Source organism: Stenotrophomonas sp. Ps181 (assembly GCF_025697425.1).
Classification (GTDB): Bacteria; Pseudomonadota; Gammaproteobacteria; order Xanthomonadales; family Xanthomonadaceae; genus Stenotrophomonas; species Stenotrophomonas sepilia.
Map to the genome: position 1 here is coordinate 282,368 of NZ_JAHWBI010000002.1, position 20,295 is coordinate 302,662.

The 20,295-nt window shown below is 67.4% G+C and carries 21 protein-coding genes; 11 read left to right on the top strand and 10 right to left on the bottom strand.

Annotation, left to right across the window (positions count from 1 at the left end; translation table 11 throughout):
- The first annotated feature begins 159 nt into the window (after positions 1-159).
- The gene (locus KXV01_RS04885; RefSeq protein ID WP_111097163.1) at positions 160-1,299 is read left to right on the top strand and encodes a hypothetical protein; all 1,140 of its coding nucleotides are present in this window, start codon (positions 160-162) and stop codon (positions 1,297-1,299) included.
- Between the two features lie 81 nt (positions 1,300-1,380).
- On the opposite strand, the gene KXV01_RS04890 is transcribed toward KXV01_RS04885, so the two are convergent.
- A complete protein-coding gene (locus KXV01_RS04890; RefSeq protein WP_049415475.1) occupies positions 1,381-1,872 on the bottom strand; it encodes a MarR family winged helix-turn-helix transcriptional regulator in 492 nt (163 codons plus the stop codon).
- A gap of 129 nt (positions 1,873-2,001) precedes the next feature.
- Between KXV01_RS04890 and hppD the strand changes: the two genes are divergently transcribed.
- Both hppD and hmgA read left to right on the top strand, forming a co-directional pair.
- Positions 2,002-3,114 (top strand): 4-hydroxyphenylpyruvate dioxygenase, encoded by a 1,113-nt coding sequence (gene hppD, locus KXV01_RS04895; protein WP_180879589.1) that lies wholly within the window; start codon positions 2,002-2,004, stop codon positions 3,112-3,114.
- A gap of 85 nt (positions 3,115-3,199) precedes the next feature.
- Positions 3,200-4,498 (top strand): homogentisate 1,2-dioxygenase, encoded by a 1,299-nt coding sequence (gene hmgA, locus KXV01_RS04900; RefSeq protein WP_049415470.1) that lies wholly within the window; start codon positions 3,200-3,202, stop codon positions 4,496-4,498.
- 85 nt (positions 4,499-4,583) lie between these two features.
- Here hmgA and KXV01_RS04905 read toward each other — a convergent pair whose 3' ends face one another.
- Positions 4,584-5,099, bottom strand: a complete 516-nt coding sequence (locus tag KXV01_RS04905; protein WP_049415467.1) for a hypothetical protein — start codon at positions 5,097-5,099, stop codon at positions 4,584-4,586.
- Between the two features lie 125 nt (positions 5,100-5,224).
- On the opposite strand from KXV01_RS04905, the gene KXV01_RS04910 reads away from it, so the two are divergent.
- Together KXV01_RS04910 and KXV01_RS04915 are read left to right on the top strand one after the other, a co-directional pair.
- The gene (locus KXV01_RS04910) at positions 5,225-5,881 is read left to right on the top strand and encodes a hypothetical protein (protein WP_049415464.1); all 657 of its coding nucleotides are present in this window, start codon (positions 5,225-5,227) and stop codon (positions 5,879-5,881) included.
- A gap of 72 nt (positions 5,882-5,953) precedes the next feature.
- On the top strand, positions 5,954-6,919 hold the full coding sequence (locus tag KXV01_RS04915; RefSeq protein ID WP_049415459.1) for a sodium:calcium antiporter: 966 nt from the start codon (positions 5,954-5,956) through the stop codon (positions 6,917-6,919).
- A gap of 48 nt (positions 6,920-6,967) precedes the next feature.
- Here KXV01_RS04915 and KXV01_RS04920 read toward each other — a convergent pair whose 3' ends face one another.
- From KXV01_RS04920 to KXV01_RS04955, 8 genes are all read right to left on the bottom strand, one after another.
- Complete coding sequence (locus KXV01_RS04920) at positions 6,968-7,357, bottom strand: Na+/H+ antiporter subunit G (RefSeq protein ID WP_049415456.1); 390 nt, start codon at positions 7,355-7,357, stop codon at positions 6,968-6,970.
- Complete coding sequence (locus KXV01_RS04925; RefSeq protein WP_005411334.1) at positions 7,354-7,638, bottom strand: K+/H+ antiporter subunit F; 285 nt, start codon at positions 7,636-7,638, stop codon at positions 7,354-7,356. Before KXV01_RS04925 ends, KXV01_RS04920 begins: the two co-directional genes overlap by 4 nt.
- On the bottom strand, positions 7,635-8,141 hold the full coding sequence (locus tag KXV01_RS04930; RefSeq protein WP_049415453.1) for a Na+/H+ antiporter subunit E: 507 nt from the start codon (positions 8,139-8,141) through the stop codon (positions 7,635-7,637). Before KXV01_RS04930 ends, KXV01_RS04925 begins: the two co-directional genes overlap by 4 nt.
- Positions 8,138-9,673 (bottom strand): monovalent cation/H+ antiporter subunit D, encoded by a 1,536-nt coding sequence (locus KXV01_RS04935; RefSeq protein WP_263467544.1) that lies wholly within the window; start codon positions 9,671-9,673, stop codon positions 8,138-8,140. Before KXV01_RS04935 ends, KXV01_RS04930 begins: the two co-directional genes overlap by 4 nt.
- Positions 9,670-10,062 carry a Na+/H+ antiporter subunit C gene (locus KXV01_RS04940; RefSeq protein ID WP_049438879.1) on the bottom strand — a complete coding sequence of 131 codons (393 nt, stop codon included), beginning with the start codon at positions 10,060-10,062 and terminating at the stop codon, positions 9,670-9,672. The genes KXV01_RS04935 and KXV01_RS04940 overlap by 4 nt, the downstream gene beginning before the upstream one ends.
- Positions 10,062-12,890, bottom strand: a complete 2,829-nt coding sequence (locus KXV01_RS04945) for a monovalent cation/H+ antiporter subunit A (protein ID WP_111097160.1) — start codon at positions 12,888-12,890, stop codon at positions 10,062-10,064. Before KXV01_RS04945 ends, KXV01_RS04940 begins: the two co-directional genes overlap by 1 nt.
- 332 nt (positions 12,891-13,222) lie before the next feature.
- The gene (locus tag KXV01_RS04950; protein ID WP_049415443.1) at positions 13,223-13,708 is read right to left on the bottom strand and encodes an Mpo1-like protein; all 486 of its coding nucleotides are present in this window, start codon (positions 13,706-13,708) and stop codon (positions 13,223-13,225) included.
- Between the two features lie 143 nt (positions 13,709-13,851).
- Positions 13,852-14,778, bottom strand: coding sequence for a phosphoribosylaminoimidazolesuccinocarboxamide synthase (locus tag KXV01_RS04955; protein WP_049415440.1), 927 nt, complete (start codon positions 14,776-14,778; stop codon positions 13,852-13,854).
- Between the two features lie 141 nt (positions 14,779-14,919).
- On the opposite strand from KXV01_RS04955, the gene KXV01_RS04960 reads away from it, so the two are divergent.
- The 6 genes from KXV01_RS04960 to KXV01_RS04985 all read left to right on the top strand — a co-directional run bounded on the left by KXV01_RS04960 (position 14,920) and on the right by KXV01_RS04985 (position 20,294).
- A complete protein-coding gene (locus KXV01_RS04960) occupies positions 14,920-15,249 on the top strand; it encodes a DnaJ domain-containing protein (RefSeq protein ID WP_049415432.1) in 330 nt (109 codons plus the stop codon).
- Positions 15,250-15,306: 57 nt separating this feature from the next.
- Positions 15,307-15,984: a ribulose-phosphate 3-epimerase gene (rpe, locus tag KXV01_RS04965; protein WP_019661514.1), complete on the top strand. Its 678-nt coding sequence runs from the start codon at positions 15,307-15,309 to the stop codon at positions 15,982-15,984.
- A 12-nt stretch (positions 15,985-15,996) separates the two neighbouring features.
- On the top strand, positions 15,997-16,479 hold the full coding sequence (locus tag KXV01_RS04970; RefSeq protein ID WP_049415430.1) for a GNAT family N-acetyltransferase: 483 nt from the start codon (positions 15,997-15,999) through the stop codon (positions 16,477-16,479).
- Positions 16,480-16,731: 252 nt separating this feature from the next.
- Positions 16,732-17,667 carry a lipid kinase YegS gene (yegS, locus tag KXV01_RS04975; protein ID WP_111097159.1) on the top strand — a complete coding sequence of 312 codons (936 nt, stop codon included), beginning with the start codon at positions 16,732-16,734 and terminating at the stop codon, positions 17,665-17,667.
- A 304-nt stretch (positions 17,668-17,971) separates the two neighbouring features.
- Positions 17,972-19,447 carry an anthranilate synthase component I gene (trpE, locus tag KXV01_RS04980; RefSeq protein ID WP_111097158.1) on the top strand — a complete coding sequence of 492 codons (1,476 nt, stop codon included), beginning with the start codon at positions 17,972-17,974 and terminating at the stop codon, positions 19,445-19,447.
- Positions 19,448-19,514: 67 nt separating this feature from the next.
- On the top strand, positions 19,515-20,294 hold the full coding sequence (locus KXV01_RS04985; protein WP_049438876.1) for an SIMPL domain-containing protein: 780 nt from the start codon (positions 19,515-19,517) through the stop codon (positions 20,292-20,294).
- Position 20,295: the final 1 nt, after the last annotated feature.

Below are 20,295 nucleotides of genomic sequence, written 5' to 3' on the forward strand. Positions count from 1 at the left end.
GCCGACCGTTGGTCGGCACAGAAGTGCATCCACGCCCGCGCGAATCTACTGCGCGCGCCGTCACACTCTTCGAATCGGCGTCTCAACTTCACTGCATGTACGCCGTTACCGGCAAGGACCTCGGTCGACGCCTCGTCGACGCAACCTACCGGAACGCCCATGCACAGCGACCACGCCGAACGATTGCCCGAACCTGCCAGCCACCTGGCCGAGGCTGGGGCCGGCGAGGGCGTGACCCTGCCACCGCAGGAGGCCCTGCTGGACGACGCCGGCACGGGCGAGGACGCTGTTGAACTGGACCCGCCCCGCCACCGCCTGCCGCAGATCGCGCTGCCCGACAACGTGGTGTTGAAGGGCGCTGTGCAGAAGCTGGTCGAACAGAAGGCGCGCCTTGATGCGATGGCCGCCGAAGGCCAGCTGGCCGGGCTGCTGCCGCCGGAATGGCAGGGCCACGGCGCGCGCGCGATCGAGCTGTCCACCTTCATCCAGGGCGTGCTGCCGTTCCTGCAGACCGGGGAGCGTGGCGAAACCGCGCCTGCCCGTCTGCCGGTGCGGCACGTGCTGGGGGATGACAGCCGATGGGGCCTGGAGGATGTTGCCGAACCCAAGTCGCTGGCCTGGTACCTGGCCAGTGACGAGCGCGCCACGGCCGGCAGCAAGGACGTTGCCGAGGCGTATCTGGTGGGTGCGCTGGGCCTGGCGTGGATGCAGGAAGGGCGCAGCCGCCCGGGCTTCCTGCGTGCGATGGGGCAGCACAGCCTGGCGGCGCGGGTGACCATGCTTGGCTATCCAGCGGCCAGCGAACTGGCGCTGTACAGCGTCACCGCGCACGGCCAGCCGCAGATCTGGTGCGTGCACGGCCGCCGCCGCATGCGGCCGCTGGTGGCGCCGTGGCTGAGCGTGCCGCTGCTGACCGCCTACGGCGTGCCGGCGCCGGTGGCGTGGCCGGCCACGTTCCCGCCGGTGGAGGCGGTGGCCGAACTACTGGCCAGCGCACGCCTGGGCCGCGCGCTGCCCGAAGTGGACCTGGCCAAGGCGGTGGCGAAGATCGCCGAGGACGCCGCCTCCGACGCCTGGCAGCCGGTCAGCCTGCTGCAGCTCAACACCTGGTCACCGCGCTGGCACTTCTTCCTGGGTACCTTCGTCGGCCTGCCCTCGTTGCTGCTGGTGGCGGCGGCGCTGGCGCTGCCGGGGGCGGTCGAAGCAGCCACGGTGGCCGCTTCGCTCGGCTTCGCCGGCGGCGCCATCGCAGCACTGGCCGTGCCGTGGATCCACGCACGCCGCAAGCACCTCAGCTGAAAAAGGGGACGGAGGGGATTAAGTCGCTTTGAGCACACCTGTGCTGATTGCGGCTTAATCCCCTCCGTCCCCTTTTTTCTTTCAGACCCCTTGGCCCATCCGCTCCAGGCCTTCGCCGGCCAGGCGCAGGATCAGCTTTTCCAGCATCTGCTCTTCCTCCTCGCTCAGCACCGACATCAGCTTGCGGGTGATCTCGATCACCATCGGTGCGATGGTCTCGTACACCTCGAAACCGGCGGCCGACAGCGCCAGTACCGAGCGGCGGCGGTCGTCGCCATGCGTCTCGCGCTTGATGAAGCCGCGCTCCAGCAGGCGGGCCACGGCGCGGCTGACCGCCACCTTGTCCATCGCCGTGCGGTCGGAGACCTCGCTGGCCGAGGAACCCGGGTACAGCGCCAGGATGGTGATGACCCGCCATTCGGGAATCGCCAGACCGTAACGATCGCCGTATAGCTTGGCGATGTTGCCGCTGACCCGGTTGGACAGCACGCTCAGCCGGTATGGCAGGAACTGTTCCAGGTCGAGCAGGACGTGCGAGGCACGCAGGCGGGTCGAGGCGGGATCGGGGCTCATGTTGCGGTGCACCTTGCTGGTGGTTTCAAGTGTAACTATAAGGGGGAGGTCCAGACCCTGCATTCTCGCCGGGTCCCTACCTGCCCGCACCTGGTTTGTACCGATGCGGTACCGATTCGGAGCCACGCCATGAATACCGCAGTCCCGACTACCTCGCACCCCAACCCCGGCATGCAGGTCACCACCTTCGAGAACCCGATGGGCATCGACGGCTTCGAGTTCGTCGAATTCGCCGCCCCGGCCGGCCGCGGCCAGGAGCTGCACGAGTACTTCCGGAAGATGGGCTTCAGCGCGGTGCTCAAGCACAAGCAGCGTCCGATTACCGTCTATCGCCAGGGCGACGTCAACTTCCTGGTCAATGAAGACCCCGATTCGTTCGCCGCCGACTTCGCCGAAAAGCACGGTCCGTGCGCCTGCGGCTTCGCCATCCGCTTCAAGAAGCCGGGCCAGGAGGTCTACCAGACCGCGCTGGGCAACGGCGCCGAAGCCATCGCCTTCAAGCCGGACAGCAAGGCGGTCAGCGCGCCGGTCATCAAGGGCATCGGCGACTGCATGCTGTACCTGGTCGACCGCTATGGCAGCGCCGGCAGCATCTACGACGGCGACTACGAGCCGATCGCCGGTGCCGACCTGCACCCGGTGGGCTTCGGCCTGACCTTCATCGACCACCTGACCCACAACCTGTACTTCGGCAACATGCAGCAGTGGTCGGACTACTACGAGCGCCTGTTCAACTTCCGCGAGATCCGCTACTTCGACATCAAGGGACTGAAGACCGGCCTGGTGTCCAAGGCGATGACCGCGCCGGACGGCATCGTGCGCATCCCGCTGAACGAATCGTCCGACCCGAAGAGCCAGATCAACGAGTACCTGGACGCGTACAAGGGCGAGGGCATCCAGCACATCGCCTGCTTCACCGAGAACATCTACGAGACCGTCGAAGCGATGCGCGCGCAGGGCGTGGACTTCCTCGACACCCCGGAGACCTACTTCGACGTGATCGACCAGCGCGTGCCGAACCACGGTGAAGACGTGCCGCGCCTGGCCAGGAACAAGATCCTGATCGATGCCGATCCGGAAACCCATCAGCGCAAGCTGCTGCAGATCTTCACCCAGAACTGCATCGGCCCGATCTTCTTCGAGATCATCCAGCGCAAGGGCAACGAGGGCTTCGGCGAAGGCAACTTCACCGCGCTGTTCGAGAGCATCGAGCGCGACCAGATCCGCCGCGGCGTGCTGTAAGGTCTGCAGGCAATGTCGGCTTCCGGTCGACATTGCCTGTCCGAATGGTAGTGCCGGCCGCTGGCCGGCAATCTCTGGAGTTCCCATGTCCCCCGCCATCACCGCCCGTGGCTACCAGTCCGGCTTTGGCAACGAGTTCGCCACCGAGGCCGTCGCCGGCGCGCTGCCGGTCGGACAGAACTCACCGCAGAAGGTGGCCCACGGCCTGTACGCCGAACAGTTGACCGGCACCGCCTTCACCGCGCCGCGCGGCAGCAATCGCCGCAGCTGGCTGTACCGGATCCGCCCGGCGGTGACCCATGGCGAGTTCACCCCGTTCGCGCAGTCGCAGCTGCACTGTGATTTCGGCGCACAGCCGGCCTCGCCGAACCAGCTGCGCTGGAGTCCGCTGCCGCTGCCGGAGTCGCCGACCGACTTCGTCGAAGGCCTGTACACGATGGGGGGCAACGGTTCGCCCGATGCGCATGCCGGCGTGGGCATCCACCTCTACGCTGCCAACCGCGACATGGTCGGCCGCTACTTCTACAACGCCGACGGTGAGCTGCTGATCGTGCCGCAGCTGGGCGCGCTGCGCCTGCTGACCGAGCTGGGCGTGATCGAGATCGAGCCGCAGCAGATCGCAGTGATTCCGCGTGGCGTGCGGTTCCGCGTGGAGCTGCCGGATGGCCCCAGTCGCGGCTACATCTGCGAGAACTACGGTGCGCTGCTGAAGCTGCCCGACCTTGGCCCGATCGGTTCCAACGGCCTGGCCAATCCGCGCGACTTCGAAACCCCGCACGCGGCGTTCGAGGATGTCGATGGCGATTTCGAGCTGATCGCCAAGTTCGAGGGCCGCCTGTGGCGTGCGCCGATCGACCATTCGCCGCTGGACGTGGTGGCCTGGCACGGCAACTACGCGCCGTACCGTTACGACCTGCGTCGCTTCAACACCATTGGCTCGATCAGCTACGACCACCCGGATCCGTCGATCTTCCTGGTGCTGCATTCGCCCAGCGACACGCCGGGAACCAGCAACATGGACTTTGCGATCTTCCCGCCGCGCTGGCTGGTGGCGCAGAACACGTTCCGTCCACCGTGGTTCCACCGCAACATCGCCAGCGAGTTCATGGGCCTGGTGCATGGCGCCTACGATGCCAAGGCCGAAGGCTTCGTGCCGGGCGGCGCGTCGCTGCACAACTGCATGAGCGGCCACGGCCCGGACGCACCGACCTTCGACAAGGCGTCCAATGCCGATCTGTCCAAGGCGGACGTGATCAAGGACACGATGGCCTTCATGTTCGAGACCCGCGCGGTGATCCGCCCGACCGCACAGGCACTGGCCGCCGGCCACCGCCAGGGCGATTACCAGCAGTGCTGGAACGGCCTGCGCAACAACTACCGCTGACCCGGAAAAGGGGACGGAGGGGATTAAGCCGCAATCAGCGCACGTGTGCTTGAAACGACTTAATCCCCTCCGTCCCCTTTTTTCTTCAGGCCACCTCGGCGAACGCGTCGCAGTGCTCCAACGGCAGCGCCTCCAGCAGGCGTTGGCGTACACGCTGGCAATAGCCCACCGAAGTCAGTCCGGGCAGCATCTGCATCGCTGATTGCAGCACCTGCAGTACGTCGCTTTCCGCGCGGGCCTGCTGCAGGTCGCGGAACAAGGCCGCCGCCTGCGGGTGGCGTTGCATTTCCAGGATGCCCAGCACGTAGATGCGCGCAGCCACCAGCGAGCGGCGGCGCTCGCCCGCTGTGGCCGCCGCTGCGGCAGGTGTTGCCGGCGGCGGCGGCGGTGGCGGGGCTGCGGCACCGGTCCCGGTGCTCAGGTAACCGGCCTGCACCAGCTGGATGACCATCGCGGGCGCATCCTGGCCGAGCAGGACGGTCAGGTCGGTGATGCTGCGCTGGCCGTCGCACAGGATCAGCAACCGGCGCTGGCGCATGTCCAGCGGCGCGCGGTGGGCCTGCAGCGCGGTTCGGGCGAGTTCGGTCTTGCGCGGTTGCATGGAAGGGACAGCCAGGTCGGTGCACGCCGAGCCTGAACGAGGGCGATGAAACCGCGATGACAATGCAGCTTCTGCACGCGCGCTGCGCTAGCGTGCAGCTACCTTCGTGCCAGGGAACCGCACCGATGAAGCACCTCCCGATTGCTGGTCTGTTGCTCCTTTCGCTCGCCGCCTGCAGTGGCGGCCCGGACAAGCAGGGCGCCGCTGGCAGCGGCAGCGACACCCCCGCGGAAACCGCCTCGGCGACCGGTCCCGCCCAGTCGACGGATCCTGATCTGGCGGCCCGCCCGGCGAACGACCCCCGCAAGGACAGTCCAGCCCGCCTGGACGGCTTCGCTGGTGCGAAGCTGGGCACCGGCATCGCCGAAGTCCGCAGTGGTTTTGGCACGCCACTGCAGGGGCTGGGCACCGATGCCGCCGGCAGGCCGCTGCCCGCCGACGACGGCAACGACGGCTGCTACTTCCTGCGCCCGCAGGATGCCGAGGACCCGCGGCTGATGATCGAAGGCCGCAAGCTGGTGCGCTACGACGTGCGCAGCGCCACCATCACCGCACCGGGTGGCGGCAAGGTCGGCATGACCCTGGGCGAGCTGCAGGTGCTGTATCCCGAGCGCGCTGACGTCGGTCCCGACAAGTACGACGAGAAGGCCCAGCACCTGCGCGTGCGGCCGGCGCAGGAGGGCGGGGCAGTGATCGACTTCGCGCTCGGTGCCGATGGCCGGGTGGGTGCCTGGCGGGTCGGGCAGACCCCGCAGGTCGACTATGCGGAAGGCTGTGGCTGATCCTTGATCCACCGCCCAGCCATGCGCTCGGGCCAAGCGTAGAATCGCGCCACCACTGCTGGGGAGTGCTCGATGATCGCCATTGCCATTGCCTGGTTCCTGCTCGGCCTGCTGCTGCTGGCACTGGGCGGGGACTCCATCGTCAAGGCCGTCTCCGGCCTGGCCCAGCGCTTCGGGGCCAGCCCGTTCACTGCCGGGCTGCTGCTGCTCGGCGTGACCACCTCGTTGCCGGAGCTGGCGGTCAACGCACGTGCGCTGGCGGTCGGCCAACCGGAGCTGGCACTGGGCAATGCAGTGGGCAGCAGCATCGTCAATCTGGGTTTGACCCTGGCGGTGGCCGCCATCGCCGCCCCCCTGCTGCTGCGCGCGCGCCTGCAGGCGGTGCTGTGGTGGTCGCTGCTGGCGGCCGGCGTGCTGCTGATCCTGTTCGGTCTGGATGGTCGCCTGGTGCGATGGGAAGGCGGCGTGCTGGTGGCGGGCTTCATCGTCATGCAGGTGCTGTTGCTGCGCCGCGGCCGCGTCGAGAGCGCCGAGGTGCAGGCAGCCATCGCCGAATCCGCGCTGAGCCGCACCAGCCTGCCGTTGAACGTGCTGCGCGTGCTGATCGCCGCACTGACCCTGTACTGGGGCGCGCGCCTGGTGGTGGGTGCTGCCGCCGACTTCGGTGCCGCATTGGGCTGGACGCCGTTGCTGGTCGGCCTGTTGCCGGTGGCGATCGGCACCGCACTGCCGGAGGTGGCCACCGCCATTGCCGCCTCGCGTCGCGGGCATGGCGACATGGTGCTCGGCCACGTTCTGGGTTCCAGCGTGGTCAATCTGCTGCTGGTGATCGGTGCGATGGCGGTGTTGCAGCCGTTGGCCTTGCCGGCCTCGTTCGTGCGCCTGGAACTGCCGGCGCTGTTGGCGTTTGCGCTGGTGCTTTACCCGATGCTGCGCGGCGACCTGAAGATCAGTCGTGGCGAAGGCGGGATACTGCTGGTCGCGTTCGTAGGCTGGTTCGTGCTGGAACTGCTGCTGGTCGGCGCACCGGCGCTGTAGAGCCGAGCCCACGCTCGGCTGCTGTTCGTGCCGGCCAGCGGTCGGCACCTACCGGTTCTGCGTGGTTTCTTCTTCCCGCACCGGTTCCGGTGGCGGCAGCTGCTCCTCGGCGGCACGCTCGTTGCCCGGCAGGCTGGGGCGGGTCTCCATCAGCAGCGACAGCGCGGCCTTGGCCATCATGTGCGCGCTGATCGGCGCGGTGATGAACAGGAACACGGTGATCAGCAGCTCGCGCGGCTGCGGGTCCTGGCCGAGGAAGATGTGGTAGCAGACCGAGCACACCAGCACGCAGCCCACCCCCAGCGTGCTGGCCTTGGTCGGTGCGTGCAGGCGCTTGAAGAAGGTGGACAGCTTCACCAGGCCCAGTGCGCCGACCAGGATGAAGAAGCAGCCGAACAGCAGCAGGATCGACAGAACGATCTGGATCACGGTGATCATTCGACGATGTCCCGGCGCAGCACGAACTTGCTCAGCACCACGGTGCTGCCGAAGCCGAGCATGGCGATGATCAGCGCCGCCTCGAAGTAGATCGGCGAGTTGAGGTACATGCCGAACAGCATCAGCTCAGCGATCGCGGTCACCGACAGCGTGTCCAGCGCGAGGATGCGGTCGGGCACGGTCGGCCCGCGCAACAGCCGCCAGGTGGCCAGCAGCATCGCCAGGCCGACCACGTGCATGCACACCACCAGGGTGGTCTGGATGACTTCAAAACCGGTCATGGGAAGATCTCCATCAACGGCGCCTCGTAACGGCGCTTGATCGTATCGATCAGGTCCTGCGGGTCCTCCAGGTGCAGCACGTGCACCAGCAGGTACTTGCGGTCGTCGCTGAGCGCGGCCGAGACCGTGCCCGGGGTCAGCGTGATCATGCTGGTCAGCGCAGCGATGCCATGGATGTTGGCGATGTCCAGCGGCAGCCAGATGAAACCGGGGTGGATGTTCTTCTCCGGCCCCAGTACCTGCAGGGCGACACGGATGTTGGACATCAGGATGTCCCACAGAGTCACGCACACCAGCCTGGGCAGCGGCCGCAGCGTACCGATGCGCGCGAACTCGCGGTCCAGGCGTGCAGCGAACAGCGGCACCACCACGCCCAGCAGCAGGCCCAGCACGATCTGGCCGAGGGTGAAGCTGTCGGACATCAGCAGCCAGAACGCCACCACCATGATGCTGAGCATCGGCGACGGAATCAGGCGACGGAACAGGGAGCGCTGGGCAGTCATGGCTGGCGGATCTCCGGCGTGGTCGCGCGCAGCTGCTGCACGTACTCGCTGGGGTGCAGCAGCTGTGCGGCGGTGGCGTCGGTGTAGCGCATCAACGGTGCAGCGGCCAGGGTCATGCCGATGCCGTAGGCCAGCAGCAGGCAGGCGGCATAGAGCTCTACCCGGCGCAGGGGAGCCTTGCGCGGCTTCGGTGCCTCCGGATCAATCGGTGGCACGCGCCAGAACAGGCGGATGCCCCCCCGGGTCAGGCCCATGATCACCAGCAGGCTGCTGACCAGCACAGCGGTCCAGACCGGGGCGGTGTACTGCGCCGGCATGCCGGCCAGCAGCGCGGCCTTGGCCAGGAAGCCGGACAGCGGCGGCAGGCCGGCCACCGACACCGCGCCGATCAGGAACAGCACGGCGGGCGTCTCCTTGCCCGGCATCGGCGCGACCACTTCCTTGCGGTCGCTGGCGCCACCACGGCGGCGACGGATCAGGTCGGCAACCAGGAACAGCGCGGCAGCGACGAAGCTGCTGTGCGGCAGGTAGTACAGGCCCGCCGAGAGCACCTGTGGCGTGCCCACCGAGAAGGCGATGAACAGCGTGGCCGCCGACACGATCACCAGGTAGGAGATCAGCACGCGCAGGCGGGTGGCGGCCAGCGCGCCGAGGCCGCCCAGCACCAGCGTCGCCACGCCGGCCCACAGCAGCCAGTCGCGGCCATAGCCGGCCATCGCGCCGGCATCGTCGCCGAACCACAGCATCTGGATGCGCAGCACCGAGTACAGGCCGACCTTGGTCATGATCGCGAACAGCGCCGCCACCGCCGCCGGTGCGCGCGAATAGGCTTCCGGCAGCCACAGGTACAGCGGCATCAGCGCGGCCTTGGCGCAGAACACCAGCAGCAACAGGCCCATGGTCGCCTTCACCAGGGTCAGCTGTGCCGGCGGTAGCTCGGCGATGCGCTGCGACAGCTCGGCCATGTTCAATGAGCCCAGCGAGGCATACAGCAGGCCCAGCGCGACCAGGAACAGGGTCGAGGCGGTGACGTTGAACACCACGTAGTGCAGGCCGATGCGCATGCGCAGGCCGCGGCCACCACTGAGCAGCAGGCCGTAGGAGGCGATCAGCATCACCTCGAAGAACACGAACAGGTTGAAGATGTCGCCGGTCAGGAACGCGCCGTTGAGGCCGACCAGCTGGAACTGGAACAGCGCATGGAAGTGCGGCGCGCGGCGGTCCCAGCCCGAGCAGGCGTGCAGCAGGCAGGGAATGGCCAGCAGCAGGGTGGTCAGCAGCATCCACGCCGACAGCCGGTCGGCCACCAGCGCGATGCCCAGCCGTGACGGCCAGTCGCCAAGCAGGTAGACGTTGATTTCACCACTGGCAGTGGTGGCAAACAGCAGGCCGACTGCCAGCGCCAGCGCCGAAAGCGCGGTCCAGGCCACCGCCCGCTGCACCCTGGGGCCATAGCGGCGGTGTTCGACGAACAGCGACAGCGCGGCACCCAGCAGCGGAATCAGGATGGGCAGGATCACCAGATGGTTCATGCGCGGTCCTCGCCCTGGTGCGGCGGCACACTTCCATCCTGGAGGTCGTCATCCGGCTCGTGCGCATCCACGTGGTCGCTGTGGTTGTCGCTGCGGCTGCGCATGGCCAGCACAATGCTCACCGCGGTCATCGCGAATGCGATCACGATCGCGGTCAGCACCAGCGCCTGTGGCAGCGGGTCGGTGTAGTTGCCCAGGTGGCTGTCCACGCCTTCCTGCAGCACCGGCGCCTTGCCCAGCACCACCCGGCCGCCGGCGAAGATCAGCAGGTTGGTGGCGTAGGACAGGAAGGTCATGCCGAGGATCACATCGAAGCTGCGTGCACGCAGCAGCAGGTAGATGCCGATGGCGGTCAGCACGCCGATCGCGGTAGCCAGGGCCAGTTCCATCAGTGCATCTCCCCGGTGCGGGCCGAACGGCGTTGCAGGTCGATCTCACCCTTGCGGGCGGTGCGGGTACGCGACGGCTTGATCGTGCCCATCATCGACAGCATCAGCATGGCGCCGCCGAACACCACCAGATAGACGCCGATGTCGAAGCCGATTGCGCTGGCCAGCGGTACCTCGCCGATCAGCGGCAGGTGCAGGTCGAGATGGCCGCTGGTCAGGAACGGCACGCCGAACAGCATCGACGCGCTGCCGCTGAGCAGGGCGATCAGCAGGCCCATGCCGATGCAGCGGATGTAGTCGAAGCCGAAGCGCGACTCCACCGATGCAGTGCCCTGGATCACGTACTGGATCAGCAGCGGCACTGCCAAGACCAGGCCGGCGATGAAGCCGCCACCCGGTGCGTTGTGCCCGCGCAGGAACAGGAAGATCGACACGGTCAGGGTCAGCGGGAACATGATCTGCGCCAGGTCGGCCGGTACCGGCAGCTTGATCGGCGGGCCGGGCATGATCTGCTCCGGCGCCATCCGCGTACGCCGCAGCAGCGCATGCACCACCAGCGCGGCGATGCCGAACACGGTGATCTCGCCGAAGGTATCGAAGCCACGGAAGTCGACCAGGATCACGTTGACCACGTTCTGGCCGTAGGCCTCGGGCAACGCGCGGGCGAGCAGCTCGCCGGCCATGGTGTTCGGCGGCAGGGTCATCGCCGAATAGGCCAGCGCGCCAAGCCCGGCACCGGCGATGATCGCGATCACCGCGTCGCGGCGCTTGCGCCAGCGCGGCCGCTCCGGCCCGGACTGCGCAGGCAGGTAGTTCATGCCCAGCAGCATCAGCACCAGCGTCACCATCTCCACCAGCAGCTGGGTGAGGGCCAGGTCGGGCGCGGACAGGAACACGAAGGTCAGCGCCACCATCAGGCCGACGCCGCCGACCAGCAGCACCGCCAGCAGGCGCTGCTTGTAGATGCGCAGGGTGGCGACCGCGCAGGCCATCATCACCAGCCACAGGGCCCAGCCCAGCAGCGGAATCGGCTGCGGCGCGGTCCAGTTCGGCGAGGCTGGGTTGGCCACGAACGGCGCCGCGGCAACCACGATCGCCACCAGCACCAGGCCCAGCAGCATGCGCTGCAGGCTGCCGTTGGCGATGCGGCTGGTCAGGCGCATGGCCAGCGCGGACACAGCGTCCAGCTGGGCGTGGAACACATTGCGGCCCGTGCTGACATTGGTCACGGCATGCAGGTTGATCAGCCTGCGCAGGCCGAAGTACAGCGCCACGCCACCGACCACGCCGATCGCGCTCATCGCCAGCGGCAGGTTGAAGCCGTGCCACACCGCCAGGCTGTATTCGGGCATGGCGGTGCCGAGGATCGACGCCGCAGCGGCATGCAGCACCGGTGCCACGGTCAGTGCCGGTGCCACGCCCACCGCCACACAGATCACCACCAGCAGCTCCACCGGCACCTTCATCCAGCGCGGCGGCTCGTGGGGCACGCGGTCCAGGTCGTGCGGGCCAGCGCCGAAGAAGGTGTCGTGCACGAAGCGCAGGCTGTAGGCCACGCCGAACACGCCTGCCAGCAACGCAGCGATCGACACCGCCGTGCGCATGATGCCCGGGCCGCCGGCCGTAATCGCTTCGGCGAACAGCATTTCCTTGGACAGGAAGCCGTTGAGCAGCGGGATCCCGGCCATCGCCAGCGAGGCGATGATCGCCAGCGCGCTGGTGAACGGCATCAGCCTGCGCAGCCCCCCGAGCTTGCGCATGTCGCGGGTGCCGGTTTCGTGGTCGATGATGCCGGCGGCCATGAACAGCGAGGCCTTGAAGGTGGCGTGGTTGAGGATGTGGAACACGCCGGCGACCACCGCCATCGGCGTGGACAGGCCGAACAGCAGGGTGATCAGGCCCAGGTGGGAAATGGTCGAGTACGCCAGCAGGCCTTTCAGGTCGTGCTGGAAGATCGCGTTCCAGGCACCGATCAGCAGGGTCAGCGCGCCGATGCCGCTGACCGTATAGAAGAACAGGTCGCTGCCGGCCAGCGCCGGATGCAGCCGCGCCAGCAGGAACACGCCGGCCTTCACCATGGTGGCCGAGTGCAGGTAGGCCGAGACCGGGGTCGGCGCGGCCATCGCGTGCGGCAGCCAGAAGTGGAACGGGAACTGCGCGCTTTTGGTGAAGATACCGGCCAGCACCAGGAACAGTGCGTACGGGTACAGCGCGCTGGCGCGGATCTGCTCGCCGGCGGCCAGCACCACGTCCAGGTCGAAGCTGCCGACGATGCGGCCGATCAGCAGCACGCCACCGAGCAGGGCCAGGCCGCCGCCGCCGGTGATCACCAGCGCCATGCGCGCGCCTTCGCGGGCGTCCTGGCGGTGCGACCAGAAGCCGATCAGCAGGAACGAACTGATGCTGGTCATTTCCCAGAAGACCATCAGCAACAGCAGGTTGCCCGACAGCACCATGCCCAGCATGGCGCCCATGAACAGCAGCAGGTAGCAGTAGAAGCGGTGCGCGTTGTCCTGCTGGCTCAGGTAGTAGCGCGCATACAGCACCACCAGGGCGCCGATGCCGAGCACCAGCCCGGCGAACATCCAGGCCAGCCCGTCCAGGCGCAGGGTGAAGTCCAGGCCGATCTGTGGCAGCCAAGGGACCAGGGTGCGGACCACCTGGCCATCGAGCACCGCCGGGGTCAGCCAGCCGAGGATGGCCAGCCCGCCCAACGGCGCCAGTGCCGCCAGCCAGGCAGCGGTCGAGCGCGAACTACGGGGGAAGGCCGCAACAGCCGCTGCCATCAGGAACGGCAGGGCCAGCAGCAGGGGCAGGCTGGGGAGCATGCAGGGAATCCATGATTCACGAGCAGGTCAGGGAGAATAACAGGCTGCGAAATGTCGCCGAAACCCATCGAACAGCGATCAACTGCATGTAACGTTCGCTGATTCATTTTTTCTGCGGCGCAACATCACGTTCCTGCAGTCCCTCCCCGGTTGCCCTCGGGGGACACCCTACGCCCACGCAGGGAGACCGCAGGCCCTGTCGCACAGGGGCTGCCGTCGACGGGCGGGACGTGGGGGCGATTCACCGGCGCAGGCTGGCAGGGCCGCCGTGGAGTGTGGGTGACGGATTCCGCTCGTTCAGGAAACGATGGCCGCTGTCGGCCGCCGGCAGATCAGTAGCGCCAGTCGAGCTTGCGGTAGAACTTGGCCATCACCCAGGCCGGGCCGATCAGCAGGTAGGTCAGGTCGGTCAGGAAGCTCGGCTTGCGGCCCTCGAATTTGTGGCCGATGAACTGCGCGATCCAGGCCACCACGAACACGCCCACGGCCAGCCAGCGCAGCGCCTGCAGGCCGATCTCGGCCTCCAGCAGGCGGCACAGGCAGCCGAACACGAAGAACTGGATGAGCATGCCGATGCCCAGCGGGCGCGACAGCTTGTTGTAGAAGCACCAGGCACTGAACATCGCGAACGCCGCCCAGATGCCGTACTGGAACCAGGTGATCAGCGGTGGCAGGCACCACAGCAGGGCCACCACCGACCACAGGATCGCCGGCACCGCCACCACGTGGATGCGCTGGTTGATCACGTTGCGATGGTCGTCGGAATAGCTGGCGAAATAGCGGTCGATCGGCCGCGCAAGCTCGGTGGATGTCTGCATGCTGCGTTGCTTCCTCGGACAACGGTAGTGCCGGCCGTTGGCCGGCAATCCAGAGCATAGCCGAGTTCATGAGGTTGCCGGCCAGCGGCCGGCACTACCGAACGCACCCCCCCAGCCTTTCCGGCCGGGGGGGCGCAGGCGGATCAGTCGACGCTGATCCCGGCCAGGCGCTGCAGCGCCTCGGCGTACTTGGCGCGGGTGCGCTCGATGATGTCGGCCGGGATGTTCGGACCCGGGGCGGTCTTGCCCCAGTCCAGCGTCTCTAGGTAATCGCGCACGAACTGCTTGTCGTAGCTCGGCGGGCTGGTGCCCACTTCGTACTCGTCGGCCGGCCAGTAACGCGACGAATCCGGCGTCAGCATCTCGTCCATGATGTACAGCCGGCCATCGGCGTCGGTACCGAACTCGAACTTGGTGTCGGCCAGGATGATGCCGCGCTCGCGGGCGTAATCGGCGGCGAACTTGTAGATGCGCAGGGTGGCGTCGCGCACCCGCTCGGCCAGTTCCGCACCGACCTGCTTCACCATCGCGTCGAAATCGATGTTCTCGTCATGGTCGCCGACCGCGGCCTTGGTCGAGGGTGTGAAGATCGGCTCGGGCAGCTGTTCGGCCTGGCGCAGGCCGTCGGGCAGGTCGATGCCGCTGACCTTGCCGGTGCGCTGGTAATCCTTCCAGCCGCTGCCGATCAGGTAGCCGCGGGCGATCGCTTCCACCGGCACCGGCTTCAGCTTGCGGGTGACCACCGCGCGCTTGGCGTACAGCGCCGGGTCCACGCCTTCGGGCAGCACGCTGGCCACCTCGATGCCGGTCAGGTGGTTGGGCATCAGGTGCGCGGTCTTGGCGAACCAGAAGTTGGAGACCTGGCAGAGCATCTCGCCCTTGCCCGGAATCGGGTCGGGCAGCACCACGTCGAACGCCGACAGGCGATCGGTGGCGACCATCAGCAGGTAGTCGCCCGGTGGGGTCCCTGCAGGCAGCCGCTCGCGCGGGATATCGAACACATCACGCACCTTGCCGCGATGGCGCAAGGGCAGGCCGGGGAGATCGGATTGCAACAGCGTGGTTGGCACGGGCACTCCTGGGGCGTTGTCGATACGGCTGCCCAACGGACCCGGCGGGCCCGCTGACCAGCGGGCGGCCTAGTGTAAAGCGGTCCGGGCCCGCTGTGACGTAAAATGAGCGTCCATTTCGTCGGTCGACCCCGGAGCGCCATGCGCTGGTACGGAAAACTGCTCGGATTCATCGCCGGCGCCCTGCTGTTCCGGCCCAATCCGCTGTTCGGCGCGGTGGTCGGCCTGTTGATCGGCCATGCCTTCGACTCGGACTGGTTCCGCCTGAACAAGGAGAACCCGTATCGGGAGCTGGGGCTGACCTCCGAGGCCACCGATGCCGAGATCGAGCGCGCCTACCGCAGGCTCATCTCCCAGTACCACCCCGACAAGCTGGGCGGCGCCGCCCCCGAGCTGCAGCAGCAGGCCGAGCAGAAGTCGCGGCGCATCAACGCCGCCTACGACCGCATCAAGACCCTGCGCAAGCGCTGATCTCACAGTCCCGCCTGCGGGCGGGAGAACCCTTTCCCCGTTCCGAAGGCCCCGGCCATGTCCAACTGCCTCATCGCCCCCTCCATCCTGTCCGCCAACTTCGCCCGCCTCGGCGAGGAAGTCGACAACGTCCTCGCCGCCGGCGCGGACTGGGTCCACTTCGACGTGATGGACAACCACTACGTGCCGAACCTGACCATCGGCCCGATGGTCTGCCAGGCCCTGCGCAAGCACGGCGTGACCGCGCCGATCGACGTGCACCTGATGGTCGAGCCGGTGGACCGCATCATTCCGGACTTCGCCGAAGCCGGTGCCACCTACATCAGCTTCCACCCGGAGGCCAGTCGCCACGTGCACCGCACCATCCAGCTGATCCGCTCGCTGGGCTGCAAGCCGGGCATCGTGCTCAATCCGGCCACCCCGGTGGACATCCTGGACTGGGTGCTGGATGACCTGGACCTGGTGCTGCTGATGTCGGTCAACCCGGGCTTCGGCGGCCAGGCCTTCATCCCCTCGGCGCTGGACAAGCTGAAAGTGGTGCGCAAGATGATCGACGCCAGCGGCAAGGACATCCGCCTGGAGATCGACGGCGGCGTGAAGGCCGACAACATCGGCGAGATTGCTGCCGCGGGCGCCGACACCTTTGTCGCCGGTTCGGCCATCTTCAACGCCAGGACCAGCTACCAGGACGTGATCGCGCAGATGCGCGCCAACGTCGCTGCGGCACGGGGCTGAGCCATGAGTACGGTGGCCGTGTTGAACATCCGCCCGGCCACCGTGGCCGATGCTGGCCTGATCCTGCATTTCATCCGCGAGCTGGCCATCTACGAGAGGGCCGAGCATTCGGTGCAGACCGATGAGATCGGCATCGCCGAGAGCCTGTTCGGACCCGATGCCACGGCGCGGGCGTTGATCTGCGAAGCCGATGGTGAAGCGATCGGCTATGCGGTGTATTTCTACAACTATTCCACCTGGCTGGGCCGCAAGGGCATCTACCTGGAAGACCTCTATGTCAGCCAGGAAAAGCGTGGCGTGGGTGCCGGCAAGGCGCTGCTGAAGTACATCGCACGCCAGGCCGTGGCCGAAGGCTGCGGCCGTTTCGAATGGTCGGTGCTGGACTGGAACACTCCGGCCATCGAGTTCTACACCGCCGCCGGTGCCAAACCGCAGGACGAGTGGACCGTGTACCGGCTGCAGGGGCAGGCGCTGCACGATTTCGCCAACGGGTGAGGCGTGTGGTGGCTGCGTACCGCGACCCGGTGGGTGCGAACCTTGGTTCGCACTCCCTGCGTACCCCCCCAAAAAAAAGCCACGCCAATCACTGGCGTGGCCTCGCTGCATGCGTGGGAGGCTGATCCTGCCTCCATCCGTCGTCCCTGCTATGGCCTTCCATTCTCCAGCAGCTGAATGACACCTGCGTGACATTCACCGCGGACAAACAGCGCATTGCTAGCCTGTGCCGCCCTGTCCTGGAAGTACCGCATGACCACCCCGCGCTGGCGCCTGATCCTCAACGGCAAATCGGCTGGCAACGATGAACTGCGCGACGCCGTTGGCCATTGGCGCGGGCAGGGCGTGCAGCTGGAGGTGCGGGTGACCTGGGAAGACGGCGACGCCGAACGCTACGTGGCCGAGGCCATCGATCATGGCGTGGACGTGATCGTGGCCGCCGGTGGCGATGGCACGCTCAGCGCGGTGGCCGAGACGCTGGCCCATCGTGAGGAACCGGCAGAAGCGCTGCCTTCGCTGGCGCTGATTCCGATGGGGACCGCCAACGATTTCGCGACTGCCGCCGGCATTCCCACTGAGCCGAAGGAGGCCTTCGCCTTGATCGGGCAGGCGACCCCGCATGCGATCGATCTTCTGCGCGTGGACGCCGATGGCACGCAATGGTGGTGCGCCAATCTCGCCAGCGGCGGCTTCGGCACGCAGGTCACCGTGGAGACCGATGCCGGGCTGAAGAAGATGCTGGGTGGGCTGGCCTACGTCATTACCGGTATCGCCAAGCTCGGCCGCATCGAGCCGATCAACGCGCGCCTGTCCGGCCCGGACTTCGCCTGGGAAGGTGACTTCATCGCGCTGGGCATCGGCAACGGGCGCCAGGCCGGTGGCGGCCAGCAGCTGTGCCCGCAGGCGCTGATCGACGATGGGCTGCTGGATGTCACCGTGCTGCCGGAGCTGGAAGGCGAGGTCACCGCCACCCTCGGCCAGATGCTGAAGTCGGGCACCCAGGCGGCGCTCGAACAGCTGGCCACGCGCGCGCGGCTGTCGTGGTTGCAGATCGACGCGCCCAAGGCGCTGACCCTGAATCTGGACGGCGAACCGGTGCAGGCCCACCGGTTCCGCATCGAGTGCGTGCCGGGCCGGGTGCGGATGCATCTGCCGGCTGGCTGCCCGTTGCTGGCCGGGCAGGGGTAGGGTCGACTGTTAGTCGACTGCTCTTCGTTCCGACGGCGTAAAACCCCGCGCTACGCGCGCAAGTCGACTGACAGTCGACTCTACCGGTTCCCGCGCCGGTCGCCGCCACCGGTGACCGTGGCAGGGCCCGGCCGTCCCGTGGTTCAGTTTCCCAGGGTTCCCCTGCCGCGCAAGCTGCGATACAGTCAAGGGGTGTCCAGCCTGACGACCCCGCATACTCTTTCTTCCGCACGCCGTTGGTGGCGATGGTGGCCCGTTGCCGTCGTCCGCCCCCATAACGCTGTGTCCCGGAAGGAAAGTCGTCTTGAACTCGCACGCTCAGTTTCAGCAGCAGGCCGCTGAAGGCCACACCCACATTCCCGTCGTCCGCGAAGTGCTGTCCGACCTGGACACGCCGCTCTCGGTCTATCTGAAGCTCGCCGACGGCCCCAATACCTACCTGTTTGAATCCGTCGAAGGCGGCGAGCGCTTTGGTCGTTACTCGATCATCGGCCTGCCGGCGCGTCGCGTGTACGCCTTCCATGGTCACACGCTGACCGTGCGCGAAGACGGCCAGGTGGTGGACACCCGCGAAGTGGCCGACCCGTTCGCCGAAGTCGAGGCGCTGCGCAGCGCCCACTCGGTGCCCAAGCTGGAAGGCCTGCCGGGCTTCACCGGCGGCCTGGTTGGCTGGTTCGGCTTCGAATGCATCGGCTACATCGAACCACGCCTGGCCCCGCCGGCCGGCCGCGATGAGCTGGGTACGCCGGACATCCTGCTGCTGGATTCCAACGAGCTGGCGGTATTCGACAACCTCAAGGGCCGGCTGTACCTGATCGTGCATGCCGACCCGCGTGTCGACGGTGCCTTCGAGCAGGCGCAGGCGCGCCTGGATGCACTGACTGCCAAGCTGCGTGCACCGGGCGCCGGTTATCCCTCACCGCTCAACAGCGACGTGCTGGACGAGTCCGACTTCGTCTCCGGTTTCACCCGCGAAGGGTTCGTCGATGCGGTCCAGCGCAGCAAGGAGTACATCCGCGCCGGTGACATCTTCCAGGTGGTGCTCAGCCAGCGCCTGAGCGTGCCGTTCAAGGCGCGCCCGGTGGATGTGTACCGCGCGCTGCGTGCACTGAACCCGTCGCCCTACATGTATTTCCTGGATGTCGGCGACCTGCAGGTGGTCGGTTCCTCGCCGGAAATCCTGGTACGCCTTCAGGATGGCGAAGTCACCGTGCGCCCGATCGCCGGCACCCGCCCGCGTGGCGCCACGCCCGAGCAGGACCTGGCGCTGGAAGCCGAGCTGCTGGCCGATCCGAAGGAGCGCGCCGAGCACCTGATGCTGATCGACCTCGGCCGCAACGATGCCGGCCGTGTCTCGAAGGCCGGCACCGTGGAAGTGGGCGAGCAGTTCGTGATCGAACGCTACAGCCACGTCATGCACATCGTCAGCGAAGTGACCGGGCAGCTGCAGCCGGGCCTGAGCTACGCCGACGTGCTGCGTGCCACCTTCCCCGCCGGCACGGTCAGTGGCGCGCCGAAGATCCGCGCGCTGGAAGTGATCCGCGAGCTGGAACCGATCAAGCGCAATGTCTACGCCGGCAGCATCGGCTACATCGGCTGGCACGGCGATGCCGATACCGCGATCGCGATCCGCACCGCGGTGATCAAGGACGGCCGCCTGTACGTGCAGGCCGGCGCCGGCATCGTCTACGACTCGGACCCGGACAAGGAATGGGACGAGACGATGAACAAGGGCCGCGCGTTGTTCCGCGCCGTCGCCCAGGCCGCCAAGGGCCTGTGATCCTCCCCGTGCCGTGGCCTGCGCCGCGGCACCGTCCGCTGTTCCCATTCAAGACAAGGAGTACCGCATGAAGCTGCTGAGCGCATTGCTGTGGTCGTCACTGCTGGCCACGATGGCCCCGTCTGCGTGGGCGCAGGCCAATACCATTCCGTCGCAGCCGCACCTGCTGGTGAAGGGCGAGGCGCGTCGCGTGGTGATGCCGGACCGGTTCGGCCTGCAGTTGAACATCGAAGAGACCGACATGGATGCCGACGCCGCGCGCCGCCGCGTGCAGGACAACGTTGCCCGCGTGCTGGCACTGTTCAAGCAGCACAAGGCGGTGGAAGGCAGCGTGCGCGCGGACAACCTGCGGATTGGTCCTGCCTCGCGTTATGAGCAGAACCGGCAGGTTTTCATCGGCACCCGCGTGTCACGCCAGCTGCGCGCCAGCTTTGCCAGCGTGAAGGCGATGCAGGATGTGCTGGGTGCGTTGAAGGCCGACGAGAACGTACAGGTGAGCAGCATTGCCCCGACTTATTCGGGCGAAGTGGCGCTGCGCCGCGAGCTCAAGGGCGAGGCGGCGGCCAAGACCCGCGAGTCGGCGCAGGGGCTGGCCAGGGCCTATGGAACAAAAGTGCGTGGCCTGTACAGCATCTCCGATGTGGCGCCGGACTTCGCCTACGGCATCCAGGCCGGTCAATGGCCGCAGCCGGGCGAAGACGGCCGGGATCTCGACAGGATCTCGGTGACCGGCAGCTACGCGCCCGCCTCGGCGCCTGCGCCCGCTGAGCCCGAATCCGTTGAAGCCGGCCCCATCACCTACACCGAAAACGTGTACGCCATTTTCCTGATAAGCGACGGAACCTGAC

Bases quoted from the DNA above. Each gene is read 5' to 3' on its own strand.
- KXV01_RS04920 (WP_049415456.1), bottom strand. From the start codon at position 7,357: ATGATCACCGTGATCCAGATCGTTCTGTCGATCCTGCTGCTGTTCGGC.
- KXV01_RS04960 (WP_049415432.1), top strand. From the start codon at position 14,920: ATGCGCTGGTACGGAAAACTGCTCGGATTCATCGCCGGCGCCCTGCTG.
- KXV01_RS04950 (WP_049415443.1), bottom strand. From the start codon at position 13,708: ATGCAGACATCCACCGAGCTTGCGCGGCCGATCGACCGCTATTTCGCC.
- yegS (WP_111097159.1), top strand. From the start codon at position 16,732: ATGACCACCCCGCGCTGGCGCCTGATCCTCAACGGCAAATCGGCTGGC.
- KXV01_RS04940 (WP_049438879.1), bottom strand. From the start codon at position 10,062: ATGGAACTGGCCCTGGCTACCGCGATCGGCGTGCTGACCGCCATCGGC.
- KXV01_RS04905 (WP_049415467.1), bottom strand. From the start codon at position 5,099: ATGCAACCGCGCAAGACCGAACTCGCCCGAACCGCGCTGCAGGCCCAC.
- KXV01_RS04930 (WP_049415453.1), bottom strand. From the start codon at position 8,141: ATGACTGCCCAGCGCTCCCTGTTCCGTCGCCTGATTCCGTCGCCGATG.
- KXV01_RS04985 (WP_049438876.1), top strand. From the start codon at position 19,515: ATGAAGCTGCTGAGCGCATTGCTGTGGTCGTCACTGCTGGCCACGATG.
- KXV01_RS04890 (WP_049415475.1), bottom strand. From the start codon at position 1,872: ATGAGCCCCGATCCCGCCTCGACCCGCCTGCGTGCCTCGCACGTCCTG.
- KXV01_RS04885 (WP_111097163.1), top strand. From the start codon at position 160: ATGCACAGCGACCACGCCGAACGATTGCCCGAACCTGCCAGCCACCTG.
- hppD (WP_180879589.1), top strand. From the start codon at position 2,002: ATGAATACCGCAGTCCCGACTACCTCGCACCCCAACCCCGGCATGCAG.
- rpe (WP_019661514.1), top strand. From the start codon at position 15,307: ATGTCCAACTGCCTCATCGCCCCCTCCATCCTGTCCGCCAACTTCGCC.
- KXV01_RS04915 (WP_049415459.1), top strand. From the start codon at position 5,954: ATGATCGCCATTGCCATTGCCTGGTTCCTGCTCGGCCTGCTGCTGCTG.
- KXV01_RS04935 (WP_263467544.1), bottom strand. From the start codon at position 9,673: ATGAACCATCTGGTGATCCTGCCCATCCTGATTCCGCTGCTGGGTGCC.
- KXV01_RS04945 (WP_111097160.1), bottom strand. From the start codon at position 12,890: ATGCTCCCCAGCCTGCCCCTGCTGCTGGCCCTGCCGTTCCTGATGGCA.
- KXV01_RS04925 (WP_005411334.1), bottom strand. From the start codon at position 7,638: ATGACCGGTTTTGAAGTCATCCAGACCACCCTGGTGGTGTGCATGCAC.
- hmgA (WP_049415470.1), top strand. From the start codon at position 3,200: ATGTCCCCCGCCATCACCGCCCGTGGCTACCAGTCCGGCTTTGGCAAC.
- KXV01_RS04910 (WP_049415464.1), top strand. From the start codon at position 5,225: ATGAAGCACCTCCCGATTGCTGGTCTGTTGCTCCTTTCGCTCGCCGCC.